Origin of the sequence: Lactiplantibacillus garii (assembly GCF_003885105.1) — a bacterium.
GTDB lineage: Bacteria > Bacillota > Bacilli > Lactobacillales > Lactobacillaceae > Lactiplantibacillus > Lactiplantibacillus garii.
This window is the reverse complement of sequence record NZ_QWZQ01000018.1, coordinates 38,341-58,242: the sequence shown is the minus strand read 5'-3', so window position 1 is coordinate 58,242 and position 19,902 is coordinate 38,341. Positions and strand designations below refer to the sequence as shown.

The window sequence follows — 19,902 nt, the reverse complement described above, 5'->3', positions numbered from 1 at the left end:
ATTAAAAATAACGCTTGACTTATCATTTAATTTTAATTAACCTAAGGTACATCAAGAACACAAAATAACTTTTGAAAGCGAGGACTGTTTATTATGAAAATTCAATTTAACCTAATCAAATTGGCAGTCGTCGCCGTTCAAAACTTAGCCTTATTATTAATCAAGAAGGACCCGGTCACTTGACCTTGAGTTAAATGCTCAAAATTCAAGCGAACTGAGCCCTTCTTTCCCATTGTGGTAATGAGGCTCAGTTCCGTTGAAAGGCCTCATTCACTACGGTGGATGAGGCCTTTTTGTGACTTAAAGGAGGATCGTAGCGGTACGGCTGGTTGTTGAATTAATAAAAAAGAAAGTGGGAAATACATATGTTTAAAAATTGGGAAAAACAAACGATGAAGGTTGCGGCTTTGGGTGCGATGGCCCTCACACTTGCGGGGTGCACGTCCGCTAAATCCAGTTCTAATCAGGGGAATAATCCCGGCAAGACGATCAAAATCGGGGTCAACATGGAACTCTCTGGTTCGGCGGCTGGTTACGGGGAACAGCAGAAACAGGGGATTCAATTAGCCGTTAATCAAATTAACAAAAATGGTGGTATCAAGGTCGGTAAAACGAAAAAGAAGGTTCAGTTGGTGATTCGCGATAATAAGACGGCTAACACGACCGCCGCGTCGGTCGCCGCCCAACTTGTCAATAACGATAAGGTGGTCGCCGTGGTTGGTCCCGCAACAACTAACGCCGGGACGGCCGCCATTCCAAACATGACTAAGGCCGCCGTACCGTCCGTTAGCCCGTCGGCCACCGATCCGGACTACACGCTGCAAAAGAGCGGCGCGGTCCAAAAGTACGTTTTCCGCGCGTGCTACCAGAATAATTTCCAAGGATCATCCGCTGCGAAGTTCACCACCAAGACGTTAAAGGCCAAGCGGGTGGCAATCTTGACCGATAACTCCAGTGATTACGGGACGGGCTTAACCAAGGCGTTTAAAAAAGCCTACACCGGGACGGTCGTTAGCAGCCAAACGTTCCAAGAGGGTGATAAGGACTTTAACGCCATTTTGACCGCGTTGAAGCATAAAAAAATCGACGCCATTTACGCGCCGGGTTACTACTCCGAAATTGGGTTGATCGTCAAGCAGGCCCGCCAAGCCGGGATCAAGGTCCCAATCGTTGGGAGTGACGGGATGGCGGATGCTAAGTTGGCCCAAATTGCGGGTAAAGCCAACGCCAACAAGGTTTATTACACGACACCGTTTTCCACGAAGGCCGCCGCTAGCAACCAAGTTGCTTCCAAATTCATGACGGCCTTTAAGGCGAAGTACGGCACGACCGCACCAACCTTCTCCGCTTTGGCCTATGATTCGGTCTACATGATCAAGACCGCCATCGAAAAGGAAGGCTCGGCTAATTCGGTTAAAATTGCGGACGGGCTGGCTAGCTTGAAGAATTTCCAAGGGACGACTGGGACGATCACGATCGACAAAAAGCATAACGCTGAAAAGACGATTTCAATCGAACAATTGACTAACGGGAGCGTTTCAAACACTTATAACGTTAACTAGGTTGAGTCAGGTTAATTATTGGAGGGCACCTATGCAGACATTTGGACAACAATTAATAAACGGCCTTTCCCTGGGCAGCATCTACGCGTTGCTTGCACTGGGATACACCATGGTCTACGGCATTATCAAGCTGATCAACTTCGCGCACGGCGATATTTACATGCTCGGGGCCTTCTGGGGCTATTACAGTATCAATTACTTTCATTTTAACTTTATCTTAGCGTTACTTTCCGCCATGCTGGTCTGTGCCGTGATCGGGGTCGTCATTGAGTACTTTGCGTACCGGCCGTTACGGCATTCGGCCCGGATCACCGCGCTGATCACCGCCATCGGGGTCTCGTTTTTACTGGAAAACGGGATGTCGTACTTGGTGGGGGCCAACGCCCGCAGCTTTCCACAGGCCATACAAGTTGTGACGTACCACTGGCTCGGGCTGCGAATCTCCAACGTTCAGATTCTAATTTTGGGGACCGCGTGCCTATTGATGGTCTTACTGGAAGTTATTATTAAAAAAACGAAGATGGGCAAGGCGATGCGGGCCGTTTCCGTGGATCCGGAAGCCGCGCAATTAGTTGGAATCAACTTGAACCATACCATTTCATTCACCTTCGCCCTCGGGTCCGCCATGGCCGGCGCGGCCGGCGTATTGATCGGGTTGTACTACAACTCGATCGACCCGTTGATGGGGATGACACCCGGGATCAAGGCCTTCGTGGCCGCCGTTATCGGGGGGATTGGGTCGGTTCCCGGTGCTTCGGTTGGCGGCTTCATTATTGGGATCCTCGAAACCGCCGTGCAGGCCGTCGGGTTGTCGGCGTACAAGGATGCGGTCGTTTACTTCGTGTTGATCGTGATTCTGCTAGTATTACCAGCCGGAATCTTTGGTAAAAACGTTAAGGAAAAGGTCTAGGAGGTTATTAAAATGAAAGCAAATTTAAAAAGTAACCTCGCCTGGTTGGGCGTCATGGTACTCGGCTTCGTGGTGATCGATGCCTGTGAGTTTGCCGGGTTGATCAACACTTTCATCGAAAACATGTTGGTGACGATTGGCATTAATGTCATTTTGGCAGTTGGTTTAAATTTGATCATTGGCTTTGCCGGGCAGTTTTCACTCGGGCACGCCGGCTTCATGGCCATCGGCGCCTACGCGACCGGGATCATGACCCAAACGATGGCCACCCCCGCCGGCTTTTACCTCTCGATGGTGGTCGGGATGGTGATTGCCGTGATCGCCGCCGTCATCGTGGGAATCCCCACGTTGCGCTTACGCGGTGATTACTTGGCGATTGCCACGATGGGTGCCGCCGAAATTATTCGGATCCTGATCAATAATTTAAAAATTACGAACGGGGCGGCCGGCCTGTTTAACATTCCGGCGCTGGCGTCGTGGGTCACGGTCTACGTGCTAATGTGCTTGACGACGATCGTCACGGTCAACTTCATTCATAGTCGTGGCGGTCGGGCCGTGATGGCGGTCCGCGAAGACGAGATTGCCGCCGGGGCGATGGGTATCAACACCACCCGGTGGAAACTCGCGGCCTTCATTTTTGGCGCCGCCACCGCCGCAATTGGGGGCTCCCTACACGCCGCTTACATTCAAACAATCGCTCCCGGTGACTTTAACATCATGGCGTCGATTGCCATTTTGATCATCGTCGTGCTGGGTGGGGTCGGCAGTGTTACCGGGACCTTCGTGGCCGCCCTTGTCTTAGGCGCGTTGGATACGATCTTGCAAAACTTTGGGACCGTGCGGATGATTATTTACTCCCTGGCCCTCATTCTGATTATGATTTTTAAACCGGCCGGCTTACTCGGCTCGTGGGAATTTTCATTTAAACGGCTCTTTAACCGTAAAGTAAAGGGGGTGGCCGAACATGAGTAACAGTCCGTTGCTGGAAGCACAAGCGCTAGTGAAAAATTTTGGCGGTTTGACCGCCGTGGCCAACGTTTCGGTCCACTTCGACCAAAACGAGCTGATTGGTTTAATTGGTCCCAACGGCGCGGGTAAAACGACGTTATTTAACTTACTGACGGGTGAAACGCCGGTCAGTTCCGGGACGATTAGTTTTTACACCGACCACGGGGTGCAACCGTTAAACGGCAAACAACCGGCCCAAATCGCCAAAATTGGGATTTCGCGCACTTTTCAAAATATTCGCCTGTTTAAGGAACTCAGCGTTTTGGACAACGTCCGTATTGCGATGACGAACCACTACCACGAAGGTTTCTTAACGAGTATTTTGCGGTTGCCCAAGTATTACCAGACGGAAGCGGCCATGACCAAGGCAGCCCAAGAACTCCTCGCCATCTTCGATTTAACGGCCGTCGCCGATTTACCGGCTAAGAGTTTGCCGTACGGGATTCAACGCCGCCTCGAGATTGTTCGGGCGCTGGCGACGAAGCCGAAACTCTTATTTTTAGACGAACCAGCGGCCGGGATGAACCCCGAAGAAACCGCCGATTTGACCCGTTTGATCCGCAAGATCCAACGCGAATTTCACATTACGATCGTGCTGATCGAACACGATATGTCATTGGTAATGAACGTGGTTGAACGGTTATACGTATTGGAACACGGGGCCTTGTTAGCCACCGGCACGCCCCAAGAAATTCAGAAAAATCCGGCCGTCATTAAGGCCTACCTCGGAGGTGAGTAGTTTTGTTGAAAGTGAAGGACTTAGTAGTTAACTATGGGGCCATTCAGGCCGTGAAAAAAGTCAGTTTTGACGTTGAGCAGGGGGAGATCGTGACCCTGATTGGCGCCAACGGGGCGGGCAAGTCAACGCTGCTTCACGCCATTTCCGGATTGATGCGGTCAACTAGTGGCAGCATTACCTACTTAGACCACCCGATTCAGAAAACGGCGGCGCCCAAGATCGTCCGGGCCGGCATTTCCCAGGTACCGGAGGGCCGCCACATTTTCCCGGGACTCTCGGTGCAGGAAAACTTACAAATGGGGGCCTTTTTACGACGGGACCGCGCACAGTTAGCCCAAACTTACCAAACGGTTTACAACTACTTTCCAATTCTAAAAAAGCGACGCCACCAGGACGCGGCGACTTTGTCCGGTGGTGAACAGCAGATGCTGGCAATGGGGCGGGCACTAATGGCGCACCCCAAGTTAATGTTATTAGACGAGCCGTCGATGGGCCTGGCGCCAATTTTTATCAACGAGATTTTTGACATTATTCAAGCAATCAACCAGGCGGGCACCACCGTTTTGTTGATTGAACAAAATGCCAAGCAGGCGTTAAAGATTGCTGACCGGGGCTACGTTTTGGCGAGCGGTCAGGTCAAGTTGAGCGGGACCGGGGCAGAATTACTGGCCAATCCGGACGTTCAAAAGGCTTATTTAGGGGGTTAAAGGATGAGTGTGGCAGATTACATGACGGACCAGCTTGTCGTGGTTCGTCCGGAAACGACCGTCAGCGTGGCGGTCGAGTTAATGCGAACAAACGATATTCACCGTTTACCGGTGATGGATAATAACCGGATGGTTGGGCTGATTACCCACGGCATTGTTGAGCGGGCGTTACCGTCGCCGGCGACGAGTTTATCGGTATACGAAACGAACTATTTGTTAACGAAGACGACCGTTGATCAGATCATGGAGACCAACGTGCAGACGGTGGCGGCTAACGCCCAGCTGGAAGACGCCATCTACGCGATGCGCAAGCATCAAATCGGCGTGCTCCCGGTCATGGACGGGGAGCAGGTCGTGGGGATTATTACCAATAATGACATCCTCGACGCATTTTTAAACATCAGCGACTACGGTGAACCCGGCGTGGTAACGCGGGTCGTCGTTCACCACGACCACGTGGGGGTGATCTTTAAGATTGGGCAAGTCTTGGCGGCCCACGATCTCAGTATTCAAACGTTGATGGTCGTAAACCACCAGACGACCAAAGTGATTGAAATCCACGTAGCTAGTGATCAGGTCAACACGGTTAATCAAGTATTAACGGCGGCCGGATTTGAGATTCAGGCAATTTAATCCTACTATATAGAAGTAATTATGCGAAATTATGACAAAAAACGGCACTCCGTAATGGGATGCCGTTTTTTTCAGTGTTAATCTTCAGTTGCTTCTAAGTGTGCTTGAACCTTAGCGGCGTAACGTTTGTTACCACGGTAAAGGTCGTAGGTAGTCCAAGCAAGTAACGAGAGGACCCCGGCAATTAGCACGTAGGCGATCAGGTTAGCGAGTTGCACCTGACCGGCCGTCGGGTTGTCCCCGAAGAAGGCTTGGATCTGGTCGGGTAACCCAATCATGTTTAGATAGGTCAAACCAATGACGGAGACCCAGCCTAAAACGTTGACCCAGAGGCTGTTCTTGAAACGTTTCCCCATTTCAACTTCACTGTTAGTCATCATTAGTAATGGCAACATTGAGAATGGAAGGGCGAACGCCAAGAACACTTGGGAATTGTTCATTAGATCGTTTAACGCGGCGTGTTCCTGAATGGTCGTTTTGCCACTGGTGAATAACACGCACAGTAGTACTGGAATCACGGAGATCAACCGGGTGATCAACCGCCGAATCCAGAGCGGCATCCGCATGTGGACGAACCCTTCCATGATCACTTGACCAGTTAAAGTCCCGGTGATGGTCGAGTTTTGACCGGAAGCGAGTAACGCCACGGCAAACAGGATCGATAAGATTCCGGACTTAGCGACTTCGATCAACAGCGGGTTACTTAATGTTGACGTATCGGATAAGGCTTGAAACAGCCCGAAGAAGGACGGGTCCTTGACGGCGCCGGTTTTAAAGACGGCCACGCCCATGATGAGCAGCAACGCGTTGACAAAGAAAGCGAACGTCAACTGAATGTTTGAATCCCAAGCGGTGAATTTCACCGTACGGGCGACGTCTTCTTCGTCGTTGTGGTCAATTTTACGTGTTTGCGAAATAGCCGAATGAAGGTACAGGTTATGCGGCATCACGGTCGCCCCGATAATTCCCAGTGAACCGGAGAGGGCGGTCATGCCGCCAACCGGGTGGTCCGTTGAGAAGGTGGCAGCACTTGGAACGAGGCCGCGCACGACGCCACCCCAGTCGGGATTGGAAAGCGCTACTTGGTACACGAAGACGAATAGAATGACTAAAATTAAACAAACCACGATGGCTTCGATTTTGCGAAAACCAATTTTAGTTAATAATAACAATACCAACACGTCAAAGACGGTAATAAACACCGCAATGACTAACGGAATGTGGAACAACAGGTACAACGCAATCGCCGCCCCAATAACTTCGGCGATGTCGGTTGCCATGATAGCTAACTCCGTTAAGATCCATAAAACAATGCCGAGTCCCTTACTAGTCCGGGCCCGAATGGCTTGCGCTAAATCCATCTGACTCACGATGCCAAGTTTAGCTGCCATGTATTGAAGCAACATCGCGATCAAACTTGACATTAAGATAACAGACATTAGTAAGTACTGGAAGTTTTGCCCTCCGGTGATCGACGTTGACCAGTTCCCCGGATCCATGTACCCGACGGCGACTAACGCACCGGGACCGGAATAGGCAAACAAAGTTTTCATGAAGCCCTGTCCCTTAGGAACTTCAACCGTACCGTTAATCTCTTCTAACGACGGCCCGTTCGCATATTCGATTAGCTTATGCTTACGTTGCGTCGTTTCCCCATTTTTGCTTGAGTTCAACTTAAACTCCACCTTTCTTAACTCTTAAGCCTATAACAATGTAACATAAGATTATGAAAAGTAAAATGTTTTTTAGCTGTCCCTAAACTTGACATCTTAATAATCTAAACTGTATAAACGTTGTTATACCAGGATTGAACACGAAAATACTTAGTATGAAAGTGATAACTGAATTTTCATTTTTAAAGCAAATCGGTGATGATTATTGAATGTATATGGATTAATAACCAAATTAGTAAAGTTAGGGGGCAAAATGAGGACTTGAGGCCTCCGTGTCCGGGGCGGAGCGTTTAAAGATGGGATTATAAGTAAACGTAATATCAGTAACCAATGTTTTCCAGATGTAAACATTGACGTAATTTTAATATTAAAGGAGTGTTATTTGGAAAAGCGGGAAGGGTGACTGAATTAGCATAATTTAAAAGTAATTATTATTATATTTATATTTTTATAACGAAACATAATATGAAGATTTTACATACAAATATCATTAAAAATATACACTTATTCAGTTCGGATAAACTGTGTCTGTCAGATTGGTATATATTCTGAACCCCCTCTTTATCAACGATTCTAGGATTAGTGGTTGGATTTTAACTAAGGCTGATTTTACATAAAAAGCTATTTATGACGAAAATATGAATATTTGTTAAATAAATTTAAAAATATTTTTTAAGCCTGTAATTGTTGATGCTATGCACTTTGTTTAACTTGTCATTAGTATACCTAAGTAATAAACGCTTGCTATTAAAGATTAATGTGTTAAATTATAGTCATAGTCAAAACGATTGAGTGTCGACAAAGTGAATAAAGGGGATGTACTTCTATTATGAAAAAAATGGTAAGTAGTATATTAATGACGAGTGCTTTATTGTTAGGGGCAGTTGCACCAGTTGTTGCGAATGCGGCGGATACGGATGCTGGTTCAACTAGTACGGGTGTAACTTTTACAGCTAACACGGACACAACTAAACCAGTTGATCCAACTGATCCTAATCAACCTTTGGATCCGGAACCAGATGAAAACGGTGGGAAACCTGGTGCAGGATTGGCCTTAGCTTATGCGCCAACCACAATTGATTTCGGGACTCACGAAATTGATTTAATTAGTGATCATAAGTACAACGCAAATGGTGCAATTGATGGTGCGAGCGATGCTAAAGGTACGGTCGGTAAGGATAGCGCGACTACTAACGGTACGTTCAAGTTAGGCAGTGATGGCAAAAACTCCGGATCAAAGGTTATCCTTGAAGTTTCTGATGGTCGCGGGACGAATGCTGGCTGGGCTTTAAGTGTTACTAGTACGGGGGATATTGCAAATTTGAAGGGAGCAACCATTACTTTACCAAAGGGTGACGTTAGTGGATCTGGCACGGACAAAACTAGTGCCGTTACTTCTAACGATGTAACGATCGATGCTGGTAGTGGTAGTGCAACTGGAACAACTTCAAATGTTGTTTTGAACGCCGCTAAAGATACTGGTGCCGGGGTGACCGTTGACGCATTAGATCCAGCTGCAATTACCTTAAATGTTGCTGCTAACACTGCTTCTGCTAAAACATACTCTGGTACGTTAAACTGGAGCCTTAGCGATACTCCTGCTGAATAGTTAGCCATAGTAGTATAATTAAATTGAAGATGGCCATTGCCTTGGTGATGGGCATCTTCTTTACATATCATTTGAAGGGAGTCGTTACTCATATGCAGAAATGGCTAAAGAAGTGGGTAGTGACGGGGCTACTATTTGGATTAGGAATGAGTGCTAGTTTACCTGTCAAAGCCGCTAAAAGTTCACAAACAACTCAAAGTAACGTTGGATTTAGTGTTGCGGCTAAAATTCCTAAGAATCAGATTAATAAAAAAAATTCATTTTTTGATTTGAAGATGAAAAAGGGGCAAACGGAAACGCTACAAACTGTAATTTATAACAGTAGCAACAAAGATATTAAAGTTCAAACTCGTATTAATACTGCTTATACCAATACAAATGGTACTATTGAGTATGTTTCGCCAACAACTAATTATGATCCCTCGTTAAAATATAAAATAAGTGATATTACTAAGCTTACTGGTGCTAAAACGGTTACCGTTCCAGCCAATGGTTCTAAGACAATCAGTGCCAAGATTTCAATGCCCAGTGAGCAGGTTAATGGTGTTATTTTGGGCGGATGGTATTTTAAACGAGTTGATGATAAGGTTACCGGTTCAGTTAAAGGTGCTATGAACATGAAGAGTCAGTATTCCTATGTTATTGGCTTAAAATACACGTCTGGTAAAATACCGCAACCAAATATGAAGCTTGGAAGTGTCAAGGCAGGAATGAGTAACTATCACCGAGGAATTATTGCAGAATTGCGGAATCCAACGGCTGTTATGATTCCAAATTTAACGACCAAATCGACAATTACAAGCAAGGATAGCGATAAAGTAGTTAAAAAAGCTACTCGTAAAGGAATTCAGATGGCACCAAATACCAGTTACAACTACCCAATGTTGTTAGGAGATACTAAATTACAAGCTGGTAAATATCATTTGCACATGGTGGTAAAGAATACGGAACATCAATGGACTTTTGACAAAGACTTTACAATCACAGCGACTTCAGCTCAAAAGTATAATAAGGAATCGGTTGATAATAATGGAATCAGCATTTGGTGGTTGATTGGTCTTGGTGCCTTAGGAATGTTGGTTATTGTCTTGTTGATTCTTTGGCTGATTTTCTTTATTAAAAAACGGCGGCAACGGAAAGACTAAGTAATTTAATCTAGGGGTGATTAAATTGAAAAAAATTAAATTAGGACTAGTCGGGGCTTTGATGCTAGTCTTAGCCTGGATGTTACCTGTGACTGCGTTAGCTCAATCTGAAACGCAAACTGGGGTTGGTTTTACACCGAGTAAAACAGTCGTAGTCGATGCGGCAACTTTAAAATCAAATCACAATATTCCTAATGGTTCGACGGCAAAACAATCTGCAACGCCTAAAGTGACGGTAAGCCCAGACTCGCTATCAGGGACATTATTGAAAACGCTACGGTCAGGAAGATTACCGCAGACGGCTGAGGCATATGCGTGGTATATTCGAATTTGTGGGGGAATGGTATTGCTTATCCTGATTCTTAGTTATCTAATCTGGCGAAATTTACGGTTAGAAGATCGGGGTGAATACAATGCGAATTAAGCGTGTAGTAATATTTATATTATTCATATTAATGTCAGTTGGAATTACCCTAAATTACAGCAGAGTACAGGCGTTGGCGCTTTCGACTGTAACTAGTAACGTTTCATCATATGGTGGTCGAGTCTATACTGCAGATGATTCTGGAAATACAGCGTTATCGAATTATCCGACTTTCGTTAATGCTCAAGCTGATGGATTGATAAATGGCCGAATTAGTAAAGACACTCAAAATATAACATTGACCTTTAACGGAAATATGACTACAAAGGGTGGCGAAACAATCAACAGTTACCATTTTGATGTTTTAGATAGGAATGGTAATACAGTTGCTACAAATACGTTAGGTTGGACTACCGTTAATGGTTCAAGTATTACGGTTGGTGGAGGAATATTTGGGACAAATAATAAAACTCAAAGTTTTACTGTTAATCTTGCAAACTTAAAGGACCAGATGCCGTTGTATGCAGCTGTAGTCTTTAAGACTAATGAAGATGGTGCGGGACTCAATAAGTATGCGTTTGCACAGTTTAAGAAGAATACGTTAACTCCCAAAATTACGACTGATCCGATAACTCAGGCTACGGAAGTGATAGAGGGAACTGGAACAGCCGGTAGTGATATTACTTATGATGGCTACAGTGGTGATCCTGTGACAGTCGGTGCCGATGGTAAATTTAAGATGGAACTAAGTAAAGGAGCACTGAGTGGAAAGACTAGTATTACCCTTATTGAGAGTGATGACATGGGAGATTCTGGTACAGTAACGAGTGCAGTAACAAATCCAATTACAATTGAGGCCGAAAAAACTAGTATTGATTTATCAAGTAGTGACGAATCAAAGTTAGAGAGTATGTCTGACACAGATTTTATTTCTTGGGTGAAGGATCAAGCGGTTCTCTCTGGTAAAAATGTTTTTGGAAATAGTGATGGGATAACCATAAAAACAGACAGTACAGGGTTAGCCGCGGCCTTAAAAAAGGTTGCTGATAACGGTAGTATGACAATCGATTTTTATGCTACTGATGGAAGTAGTAAATCAGAAACTAAGACAATTACGTTGGTTAAGCCCGGGACAGTAAAGTTTTCTGCAGTTTCAGATAGCATTAGTTTCGGGACGCATCCAGTTCCAACAGCCGAGGCTATTTACGGGCCAACGACAGCTTGGAATGTTGCGATTAGTGATACTAGGTCGACTGGGTCGAAATGGTATTTATATGCTACTGCTACTAATTTAGTGAGTGGATCACATACGTTACCTGGTAATCTGGTCTATCGCTCAGCAAGTGGGCAATCTAGTAATTTAACCAAAAGTACGTTGATTGATCAGGGTGAACGTGATTCAAATTCTGGTACTACTGTAACTGATGGGTGGACTACTGATCCAACAGATAAAAGTAAGGCAGGAATTTTTTTAGACACACAACCTGGGGTTTATGCTACATCAGATACTCAATATTCTGGGACGATTAACTGGACATTAAGTGATGTACCGGAGCCCTAATCACAGAGGTTGGAATGGGTTTTGTGCTTGAGGTGAGCTAATTAAAAGTCGAGAGTTTAAATTAGCTCACCTCGCTTAGTATTAATATTTTTGGCTCCTTTTTCACCAGTGTTGATGAGAACTAATTTGCAATTTGAATTTTTTTAACCTTGATTTTGAACCAGGAAAGTACGAAAAAAGTATCTTAATAGGAGCAAGCTCCTGTAGGATACTTTTATTTTGCCTTTAGGTCCGGTTGAGTGCGCTAAGGCGTGCAAAATAAAAAAACATCCGCTATGTGGGCGGTTGGCAAAATGGTTAAATCCAAACGCTCCCATCAGATTTAGAATGCAGGTGTCAGATCCCAGCATTCAAAATCGAAAGGGAACGTCAGAAATGGCAAATAAACTAAACAGCTCCGCACATATTAAATGACTATGCAAGTACCATATCGTATCCGTTCCACAGTATAGGAGGACAAGAACTTATAATCAATACCGGCATGATCTACAAGAAAATATTCACAAAGGTGTAAAAATTCTAGAAGGACATATGATGCCAGATCATGTGCATTTGTTGGTAGGTATTCCACCGAAATTAAGTGTAGCCAGTTTTATAGGTTATTTAAAAGGTAAAACGGCCTTGATGATGTTTGATTAGTATGCAAATTTTGGATATAAATTTGGCAATCGTTATTTTTGGCGGTTGGTTATTATGTCAGTACTGTAGGGCTTAACGAAGCCGCGATTAAAAAATATATTCGTAATCAAGAGAATAATGCTCAAGCTTAAGATGGATTAAGTGTTCGAGAATATGAAGACTCTTTTAAGGGTCAAGGCAAGTAATAACAACAATGCTTAAAGCGGTCAAAAAAGTGACAAGAGTAGTTTGTTTTTGGTAAAAAAAGCCGGTGCCTTGAGACGCATACTGGTACATAGGGCTTATAGCCCTAGAGTAAACTACCTGTTTTACGGGTAGTTATGATTTCCATTGGAAGTTCACTCAATTTTGTTACTAATTGAGAGACAATGGCCGAATTTAAAGTACATACAAACTGAGTAATTACGACTGTATTTTCACTTTAGTAGTTAATTATATGAAATGAGTTTAATCATTTTTTTATTAAAACAGATATATGCATAAAAGCCTTACTGTTAATGGCTTTTGTCATTGTTGTACAACACTGGAAAAGTCTAGTCGCTTGAATATGAAGATTAACGTGGTAAATTATAGTTATAATCTAACTATTAATGGAGGTTAATGATGAAAAGACAAATATGTGGGTCAATATTAATGAGCGCTTTATTGTTAGTCAATTTGCCAAAAGTTGTCCGCGCAGAAACCGTTACGACAACTGACGGTGAGGTTGGGAAAACTGATGTGACGGTTAGTGTGACACCAGATTCTGATATGATGTCTCCTGTTGATCCGGACCATCCCAATAAAACTGTAAACGATGCTCCAGATAATGGGGTAAAACCAGGAAAAAATTTGTCATTAGTATATGTTACCCATACAATCAAATTTGATGATTTAACAACGAGTCCAACTAGTAAGAGCAATAGTTCGGACAATAGTATGGTGAGTGAAGTAGCCATCAATTTAGATCCTAAAAGTTCAATATTGTGGCATAGTCAATTTGTTGTTGAAGTGGGGGATGAACGAGGAACCGGCGATGGTTGGAACCTAACCGTAACCGGTGATCCGTTAACGTTGGATGATAATAATCCTAATAAAAGGGTCATGGAAGGTGCAAAAATTGAACTTCCCGATGGGACCATCAAACGTAACGATGAGACCAAGGGTGGAATCATTCAACCTGAGCGAACCATCCAATTGGGTGACAGGGGCGCCAACATTTTAAAGACATCCATATCGGATACTGGTGCGGGGATGACAACTTTTCAAATGAATCCAAGCGAAATTAAGTTATCGGTGCCTGTAAGTAATGTTAAAACCGGTGACTATAAAACAACGCTTAACTGGACATTGAGTACTGGCCCTTCAAATACTGATGGGAAGTAGCGGATAAGTGATTGGTGCGACTAACGGTGGTTAGCCCACCTTTTTGTACATACAAACTTAGGAGTTGAAGGAATGGTAATGCGTAAACTCTGGTTGACTATAGTAGCGTTGGTCGGAACTAGTCTTTGGTGGGCGGATACGGTGCAAGCTGCGGGACCGTCAGTTCAAAGTGAAATCGGTTTTAGCGTGGCTGCCAAGCAAGCTAGTAATCAAATTAATCACCACGTGTCTTTTTTTGATTTGAAGATGGCACCTGGACAAAGAGAAACACTCCAAACAACGATTTATAACACGACGGATCATGAAATAACGGTTGAACATGCCGTGCATACGGCTTATACCAACCCTAGTGGTGAATTGGAATATATCACACCAGCTAAAAAATATGATCCATCACTGAAGTACCGGTTGGATCAGCTGACCCACATTGATGGAGAACACAAAGTAACGGTCCCCGCGCATGGAGAGCGAGTGGTGAGTGCTACCCTTACCATGCCCGGTAGTGATTTCCACGGGACGTTGCTGGGCGGATGGTACTTCAAACGAATTAACGATAAGGTCACCGGTGAGGTCAAGGGGGCAACCAATATCAAAAACGAGTACTCCTACAACATTGCAATTATGTGCCAACTAGGAGAGAACCCCGCTCCCCAAATGAAGTTGGGAACGGTTCACGCCGGATTGTTTCACTACCACCAGGGGATTATCGTCAATTTACGGAATGTAACAGCAGTGTTGATTCCGGCTTTAAAGTTAAAAACGGTTATTAGTAATCGTGATACGGGTACCATAGTAAAAAGTGCAAGCCAGAAAAGGGTGTATATGGCGCCAAATTCAGGTTATCAAGACTCGCTCTTATTGAGAAGCCAACCCTTGCGAGCAGGGCGTTACCACCTAAAATTGGATGCGACGAACCATGATCATCACTGGCATTTTGAGCGCGACTTTACGATCACGGATGACGATGCGCACAAATTTAACCAAAAGTCGGTCGATATTAAGCCCGATAAGACGTGGTTGTTCATGTTGCTGAGTTCGCTAGCAACGTTACTACTAGTAGTAATTATTTGGGGCGTGTGGTTATGGTGGCACCGTCGAAAAGAACGCCGGACGATGCAAGTAGGTGAAAAAAATGAGTGAGTCTCAGAGGTACGTTTGGAATGTTAATTGGTGGAAAAGACTAATCGGTTTATTCAGCTTCATATGCTTATTGATAGTGTCAATGGCCACTGCTCACGCAGAAACTAATGGTGACGTGTCGATTTTTAAGGGAGAAAACCGTGTTAATAAGCAATTGCGGGCTACTGGCAATATTTCTCTGACCAGTACAAAGAGCATTCCCTATGTTGTTGATATCACAGCTGATGGTGCAAACTTGGGAGCACCAAATTTATCTGTAAATACGACAACAATTAAAGTGATTTTAAAAAACCAATTAATTATGACTCGGGGATGGCAAAATAAGATTCCTGTTTTTATTACACCTGAATGGGGAACGGTAGTACTTACTAATAATCAGGGAGACATATTAGCTACAACAAGAGACCGATTCCAACTTAAACAAAGCCGGCCATTTATGACGCTTTCTTACCGATATACGGCCTCGTTTTCAGGACGTGTGAGCTTTATTAATGATGTTAAACTAACTCAGGAACAATTAAAAAAGCCGCTATATATTGCTTTAGCAGTTTATAACAATTGGAATAAGAAACCAATTCATGTGCAGGCGCTCGCGGAATTTGATCCCGGCGCAGTCCAACACGTCTGGCATCCGACGGTCGATAGGCTGTACGCTGATGCACATCAAATTACTGGTGAACGAAGTCAGAAAAATAGTACGGTAACAAGTTCAGTCAGTTCGACACCTGATACTAAATTGGGAAGTAAAAAGTTTAAATTAACTTTTGAACCGGGTGCTTTGGTTGGTCAAGACACGGTAACGGTTAAAGAAAGAGATTCGAACGGGGTGGTTGGGTACACTGATGTATCTGTTGAAGATCCGTTTAAGTTACACGTGGCACATCCCGTGTTAGATCCCAGTAATAATGAAATTAAGGCCATGGTTGAGGCCTTGCAGGTGAAACACAACGAAAACGCATCTGAGGGAGAACTTCAAAATTTTTATATTGCACTTGGAAAAATAGAGGAATGGGCACATATAACAATTGAGAGTGTGGATCAGCCGGTGAAGCAAGAAGAATTTATGTGGGTCACTGATATGAGCCCAAATGATTTGGCGCAACGTTTAGATTATTTTTCACGTTATCAAAGACCTGTTAATCTCACACTATATGCGATTCATAATGATGGCTATATGACGCCTAGTACGACCATTACGTTTATGAGTCCGCCAAGTTGGGAACAGCCACAGGGTGCCACGGTGTTTGACTTTGGCACTAATCCGGTTCCGCGCAACGTCCAAAAAATTGTGCCGCAAGCCTGGCCACGCATGGTTGTCCGACATGCTGCTAGTGATCAGAACTGGTCCGTCAATGTCGGTGCGAGTGTGGAACGTGGTATTCGACTCTTCTACCGTAAGTCCGATGGTAACGTTACGTACTTAACCGAAAAAGCAACGACTAAGTTAGATCTGCCACCGGCCGCGACGGGTACGAAAACTACCACCACGTTTGGTGAAGATTGGTACCGGCACCGTGATGCTCAGCGAGATACGGGAATTTTTATGGAGCTACATCCCGATGTTCAAGTTGGCAAACATAAAATGGCAATCCAGTGGGTCATTACGGATGCTCCGTGACAAAGTAAGAAAGCAATGTGAGAACAACAGTTGACATGAGAACTTTTTAATGTTTAACTATAACTACAAATTGCAAAATGAAAGGACGACAACCTATGTCATCAGTTACACAACTTCATTTAAATAACCAATTTGCCTTTAGCTTTTTCTTTAGATAGCGTTTGTATTCGCACGGTGGATACAAACGCACGCACAACGCGTTTGTATCTATCGGGAGCTAAAGTTATTTCACATGACTTAAATGCCAGGTAGATACGGGTACAATCTATCTGGAAAACTATCGGGCCCGATAAAATACCAGTTAGATTCTATCCTGAATCTAACTGGTATTTTTTATTTTCCACGAATTCTGATCAAGACGTTGGTCGGGGAGTGGATGCAAACCATTAAACAACTTTGAGGGGTAATTACTTATGAAAAAAGCCATTTTAGGAAGCTTAGTTTTAGGACTCGGATTATTATTAACCGCTTGCGGAAATTCGGGAAGCGCCAACGATTCCAAAACCGTCTCGGTCGGTATTTTACAGGTAGTGCAACACGGCTCGCTGGACCAGGCCCGTAAAGGGTTCAAGGCGGGGTTAGCCAAGGAACTGAAAGCCCACGGTAATAAAACCACGGTGAAGTACCACTACTTAAACGCGCAGGGTGATCAGGCCAATCTGAACACCATGAGCCAACAACTTGTTCAGCAAAAAAATGATTTATTAGTCGGCATCGCCACCCCGGCCGCCCAGGCCCTCGCTAAGAAAACTAAGACCGTCCCAACCCTCGTTACGGCGGTCACCGATTTGAAAGCGGCCGGCTTAGTTAAAAGTGATACCAAGCCCGCGACCAACGTGAGCGGAACGAGTGACCTGGTGCCAGTAGCCAAACAACTTAAGCTGCTTAAAAGCATGACCAAAACCAATAAACCACTCGGAATCATGTATAATTCGTCCGAAGAAAATTCCGTATTACAAGTTAAAATTGCTAAAAAGTACGCCCAACAACATAACTTAAAGTTAAAAGTGGTGAGCGCCACCAGCACCAACGATATCGCCAGCGTGTTGGCCGGTTTAGAAGGAAAAGTTTCCGGCCTGTACCTGCCAACGGATAACTTGATGGCCAGTGCGATGAAGACAATTGGGCAAAAAGCTAAGGCGGCTAAATTACCCGTTGTGACTGGTTCAATCGAAATGGCCGAAGACGGTGGGACCGCCACTTACGGTTTAAACTATTACGAACTCGGGGAACAGACCGGGAAGATGGCGTACAACGTATTAATCAAAAAGCAGCGGCCCCAAACCATGAAGGTGCAAACGGCGGATAAGCTGCACTTGTATGTTAACAAAACGAATGCCAGCGCGATTGGCCTGAAAGCCAACCAAATCAAACAATCGTAGAGGGGAGTTACAACGTATGTTAATTACCAGTATTGGACAGGGACTGCTCTGGGCCCCACTCGTTATCGGGGTGTTTTTGACCTTTAGAATTTTGAACATTCCCGATTTGACGACGGAAGGTAGTTTTCCCCTGGGCGCCGCCTTGACGATCAGCGCGATGCTCAACGGCCAGTCCGCGATCGTAGCGAGCTTACTCGGATTTTTAGGGGGCTGCGCCGCGGGCTGGGTGACCGGGATACTCGATACCAAGTTAAAAATGCCGTCGCTACTTGCCGGAATTTTAACCATGACCGGCTTGTACTCCGTGAACATGCACGTTATGGGCAAAGCCAATATTCCGTTATTAGACCAAAAAGTCTTAACTAATTATTTACCCGCCGGTTGGTCGTTGGACGTTCAAACCATCGTTATCGGGGCGGGAATCACGGCGGCCGTGGTGTTAGCGTTAGTCTGGTTGTTCCAAACGCGGTTGGGGCTGTCCCTAATGGCGACCGGGAACAACGCCGCGATGAGTGCCGCTAACGGCATTTATACCGACCGGATGGTGATCATTGGCTACATGTTATCCAACGGCCTGATTGCGTTATCCGGTGCCCTGATTGCCCAGAGTAACGGCTACGCCGACATTGGGATGGGAATTGGGACCATCGTGATTGGCCTGGCCTCCGTGCTAGTGGGTGAGATCTTCCTGCACGGACGGACGATGTGGGTCCGGTTAAGCGGGATGGTCGTCGGAGCCGTGATCTACCGGTACCTGCTGACCCTGGCAATGGGCTTAGGTTTTCCGGTCAACGACTTAAAGATCCTGTCCGCCGCGATCTTGGTTGTCGTGATTTGCCTACCGCTATTACAAAATAAATACCGGACCAAGCGTCAACTAAGCCGGTACCTCAAACAGATTGGAGTCGATCAAAATGGAAACTACCGCCGTTCTAAACGTACAACAACTACAGAAGGTCTTCTTTCCGGGGACCAGCAACGAACGTCACGTGCTCAAAAACGTGAACTTAACGATTGAACCCGGGGACTTTGTTTCTGTGATTGGCAATAACGGGGCTGGTAAATCCACGTTACTTAACACGATTGCCGGGACCTTATCGCCGGACGCGGGTGAATTAACGGTTGCCGGGCACCGGGTCACCAACCGGTCGGTAGCGTACCGTTCCCGCTGGATCGCCCGGGTTTTCCAGGACCCCAAGATGGGGACGGCTGGTGAGCTCAGTGTGGCGCAGAACCTGACCTTAGCAGAAAAACATACGGGGAGTCTGAGTTTGCGCCGATACCGGCGCGCTGGGCAAACGGCGCGTTATCAAGAACTGTTGGCCAGTTTAAATATGGGCTTAGAACACCGCTTAAACACCCAGGTGAAGTATTTATCCGGTGGTCAGCGCCAGGCATTATCACTCTTGATGGCGACGCTGAGTCACCCGCAGTTACTGCTGCTGGACGAACACACCGCCGCGTTGGACCCCCAGACGAGTCGGCAAGTGATGGCACTGACCCAGCGGATCGTGACGCGCCAACACTTAACGACCATGATGATCACTCACAAAATCAGTGACGCGTTAACGTACGGCAACCGGTTAGTGATGGTCCAAGACGGCCAGATCAAGTTGGACGTCCGTGGCGCGGCCAAGGACCGGTTAGAAGCGGCCGATTTAATGGGACTATTTGGTGAATAACCCAAGGGTGGACTAGCCTGACTTTTAGTCCCATTTCGGTACCCTTATCACGCAATAAAGCGCAAAATTACTCAGTTGATTGTGAGTGATTTTGCGCTTTATTGGCGTGAGCGGATGGCGTTTCCGTGGCAATAGTGTCGAAACGTGGGACAAAAGTCAGTTTAT

Annotated in this window: 17 protein-coding genes and 1 pseudogene; 17 read left to right on the top strand and 1 reads right to left on the bottom strand. The window is 45.3% G+C overall.

The window, feature by feature from the left end:
• Window positions 1–365 precede the first annotated feature (365 nt).
• From D1831_RS06920 to D1831_RS06895, 6 genes are read left to right on the top strand one after another with little or no spacing between them, the layout of a single operon-like run.
• The gene (locus D1831_RS06920; protein WP_125072206.1) at window positions 366–1,562 is read left to right on the top strand and encodes an ABC transporter substrate-binding protein; all 1,197 of its coding nucleotides are present in this window, start codon (window positions 366–368) and stop codon (window positions 1,560–1,562) included.
• 31 nt (window positions 1,563–1,593) lie between these two features.
• Window positions 1,594–2,472, top strand: a complete 879-nt coding sequence (locus D1831_RS06915; protein ID WP_125072205.1) for a branched-chain amino acid ABC transporter permease — start codon at window positions 1,594–1,596, stop codon at window positions 2,470–2,472.
• Between the two features lie 12 nt (window positions 2,473–2,484).
• Window positions 2,485–3,444, top strand: a complete 960-nt coding sequence (locus D1831_RS06910; RefSeq protein WP_125072204.1) for a branched-chain amino acid ABC transporter permease — start codon at window positions 2,485–2,487, stop codon at window positions 3,442–3,444.
• Window positions 3,437–4,219 (top strand): ABC transporter ATP-binding protein, encoded by a 783-nt coding sequence (locus D1831_RS06905; RefSeq protein WP_125072203.1) that lies wholly within the window; start codon window positions 3,437–3,439, stop codon window positions 4,217–4,219. The genes D1831_RS06910 and D1831_RS06905 overlap by 8 nt, the downstream gene beginning before the upstream one ends.
• 2 nt (window positions 4,220–4,221) lie before the next feature.
• Complete coding sequence (locus D1831_RS06900; RefSeq protein WP_125072202.1) at window positions 4,222–4,926, top strand: ABC transporter ATP-binding protein; 705 nt, start codon at window positions 4,222–4,224, stop codon at window positions 4,924–4,926.
• 3 nt (window positions 4,927–4,929) lie between these two features.
• Window positions 4,930–5,559: a CBS domain-containing protein gene (locus D1831_RS06895; protein ID WP_125072201.1), complete on the top strand. Its 630-nt coding sequence runs from the start codon at window positions 4,930–4,932 to the stop codon at window positions 5,557–5,559.
• Window positions 5,560–5,636: 77 nt separating this feature from the next.
• Here the strand turns inward: D1831_RS06895 and D1831_RS06890 are convergent, their stop codons facing one another.
• Window positions 5,637–7,232, bottom strand: coding sequence for an Nramp family divalent metal transporter (locus D1831_RS06890; protein ID WP_125072200.1), 1,596 nt, complete (start codon window positions 7,230–7,232; stop codon window positions 5,637–5,639).
• 829 nt (window positions 7,233–8,061) lie between these two features.
• On the opposite strand from D1831_RS06890, the gene D1831_RS06885 reads away from it, so the two are divergent.
• The 11 genes and pseudogenes from D1831_RS06885 to D1831_RS06835 all read left to right on the top strand — a co-directional run bounded on the left by D1831_RS06885 (window position 8,062) and on the right by D1831_RS06835 (window position 19,737).
• Window positions 8,062–8,841, top strand: coding sequence for a WxL domain-containing protein (locus D1831_RS06885; RefSeq protein WP_125072199.1), 780 nt, complete (start codon window positions 8,062–8,064; stop codon window positions 8,839–8,841).
• 92 nt (window positions 8,842–8,933) lie between these two features.
• Window positions 8,934–9,986 (top strand): DUF916 and DUF3324 domain-containing protein, encoded by a 1,053-nt coding sequence (locus D1831_RS06880; protein ID WP_125072198.1) that lies wholly within the window; start codon window positions 8,934–8,936, stop codon window positions 9,984–9,986.
• Between the two features lie 25 nt (window positions 9,987–10,011).
• Window positions 10,012–10,410 carry a hypothetical protein gene (locus D1831_RS06875; RefSeq protein WP_125072197.1) on the top strand — a complete coding sequence of 133 codons (399 nt, stop codon included), beginning with the start codon at window positions 10,012–10,014 and terminating at the stop codon, window positions 10,408–10,410.
• Window positions 10,400–11,911, top strand: a complete 1,512-nt coding sequence (locus D1831_RS06870; protein WP_125072196.1) for a WxL domain-containing protein — start codon at window positions 10,400–10,402, stop codon at window positions 11,909–11,911. The genes D1831_RS06875 and D1831_RS06870 overlap by 11 nt, the downstream gene beginning before the upstream one ends.
• 429 nt (window positions 11,912–12,340) lie before the next feature.
• A pseudogene (tnpA, locus tag D1831_RS06865) lies at window positions 12,341–12,681 on the top strand (IS200/IS605 family transposase).
• 472 nt (window positions 12,682–13,153) lie between these two features.
• Window positions 13,154–13,915: a WxL domain-containing protein gene (locus tag D1831_RS06860; protein WP_158610643.1), complete on the top strand. Its 762-nt coding sequence runs from the start codon at window positions 13,154–13,156 to the stop codon at window positions 13,913–13,915.
• Window positions 13,916–13,987: 72 nt separating this feature from the next.
• The gene (locus D1831_RS06855; protein WP_125072194.1) at window positions 13,988–15,055 is read left to right on the top strand and encodes a DUF916 and DUF3324 domain-containing protein; all 1,068 of its coding nucleotides are present in this window, start codon (window positions 13,988–13,990) and stop codon (window positions 15,053–15,055) included.
• On the top strand, window positions 15,039–16,673 hold the full coding sequence (locus tag D1831_RS06850) for a hypothetical protein (protein ID WP_125072193.1): 1,635 nt from the start codon (window positions 15,039–15,041) through the stop codon (window positions 16,671–16,673). The genes D1831_RS06855 and D1831_RS06850 overlap by 17 nt, the downstream gene beginning before the upstream one ends.
• A 413-nt stretch (window positions 16,674–17,086) precedes the next feature.
• Window positions 17,087–18,055 (top strand): ABC transporter substrate-binding protein, encoded by a 969-nt coding sequence (locus tag D1831_RS06845; RefSeq protein ID WP_125072192.1) that lies wholly within the window; start codon window positions 17,087–17,089, stop codon window positions 18,053–18,055.
• 16 nt (window positions 18,056–18,071) lie between these two features.
• Window positions 18,072–19,073, top strand: a complete 1,002-nt coding sequence (locus D1831_RS06840; protein WP_125072191.1) for an ABC transporter permease — start codon at window positions 18,072–18,074, stop codon at window positions 19,071–19,073.
• Window positions 18,970–19,737: an ABC transporter ATP-binding protein gene (locus D1831_RS06835; RefSeq protein WP_125072190.1), complete on the top strand. Its 768-nt coding sequence runs from the start codon at window positions 18,970–18,972 to the stop codon at window positions 19,735–19,737. Before D1831_RS06840 ends, D1831_RS06835 begins: the two co-directional genes overlap by 104 nt.
• Window positions 19,738–19,902: the final 165 nt, after the last annotated feature.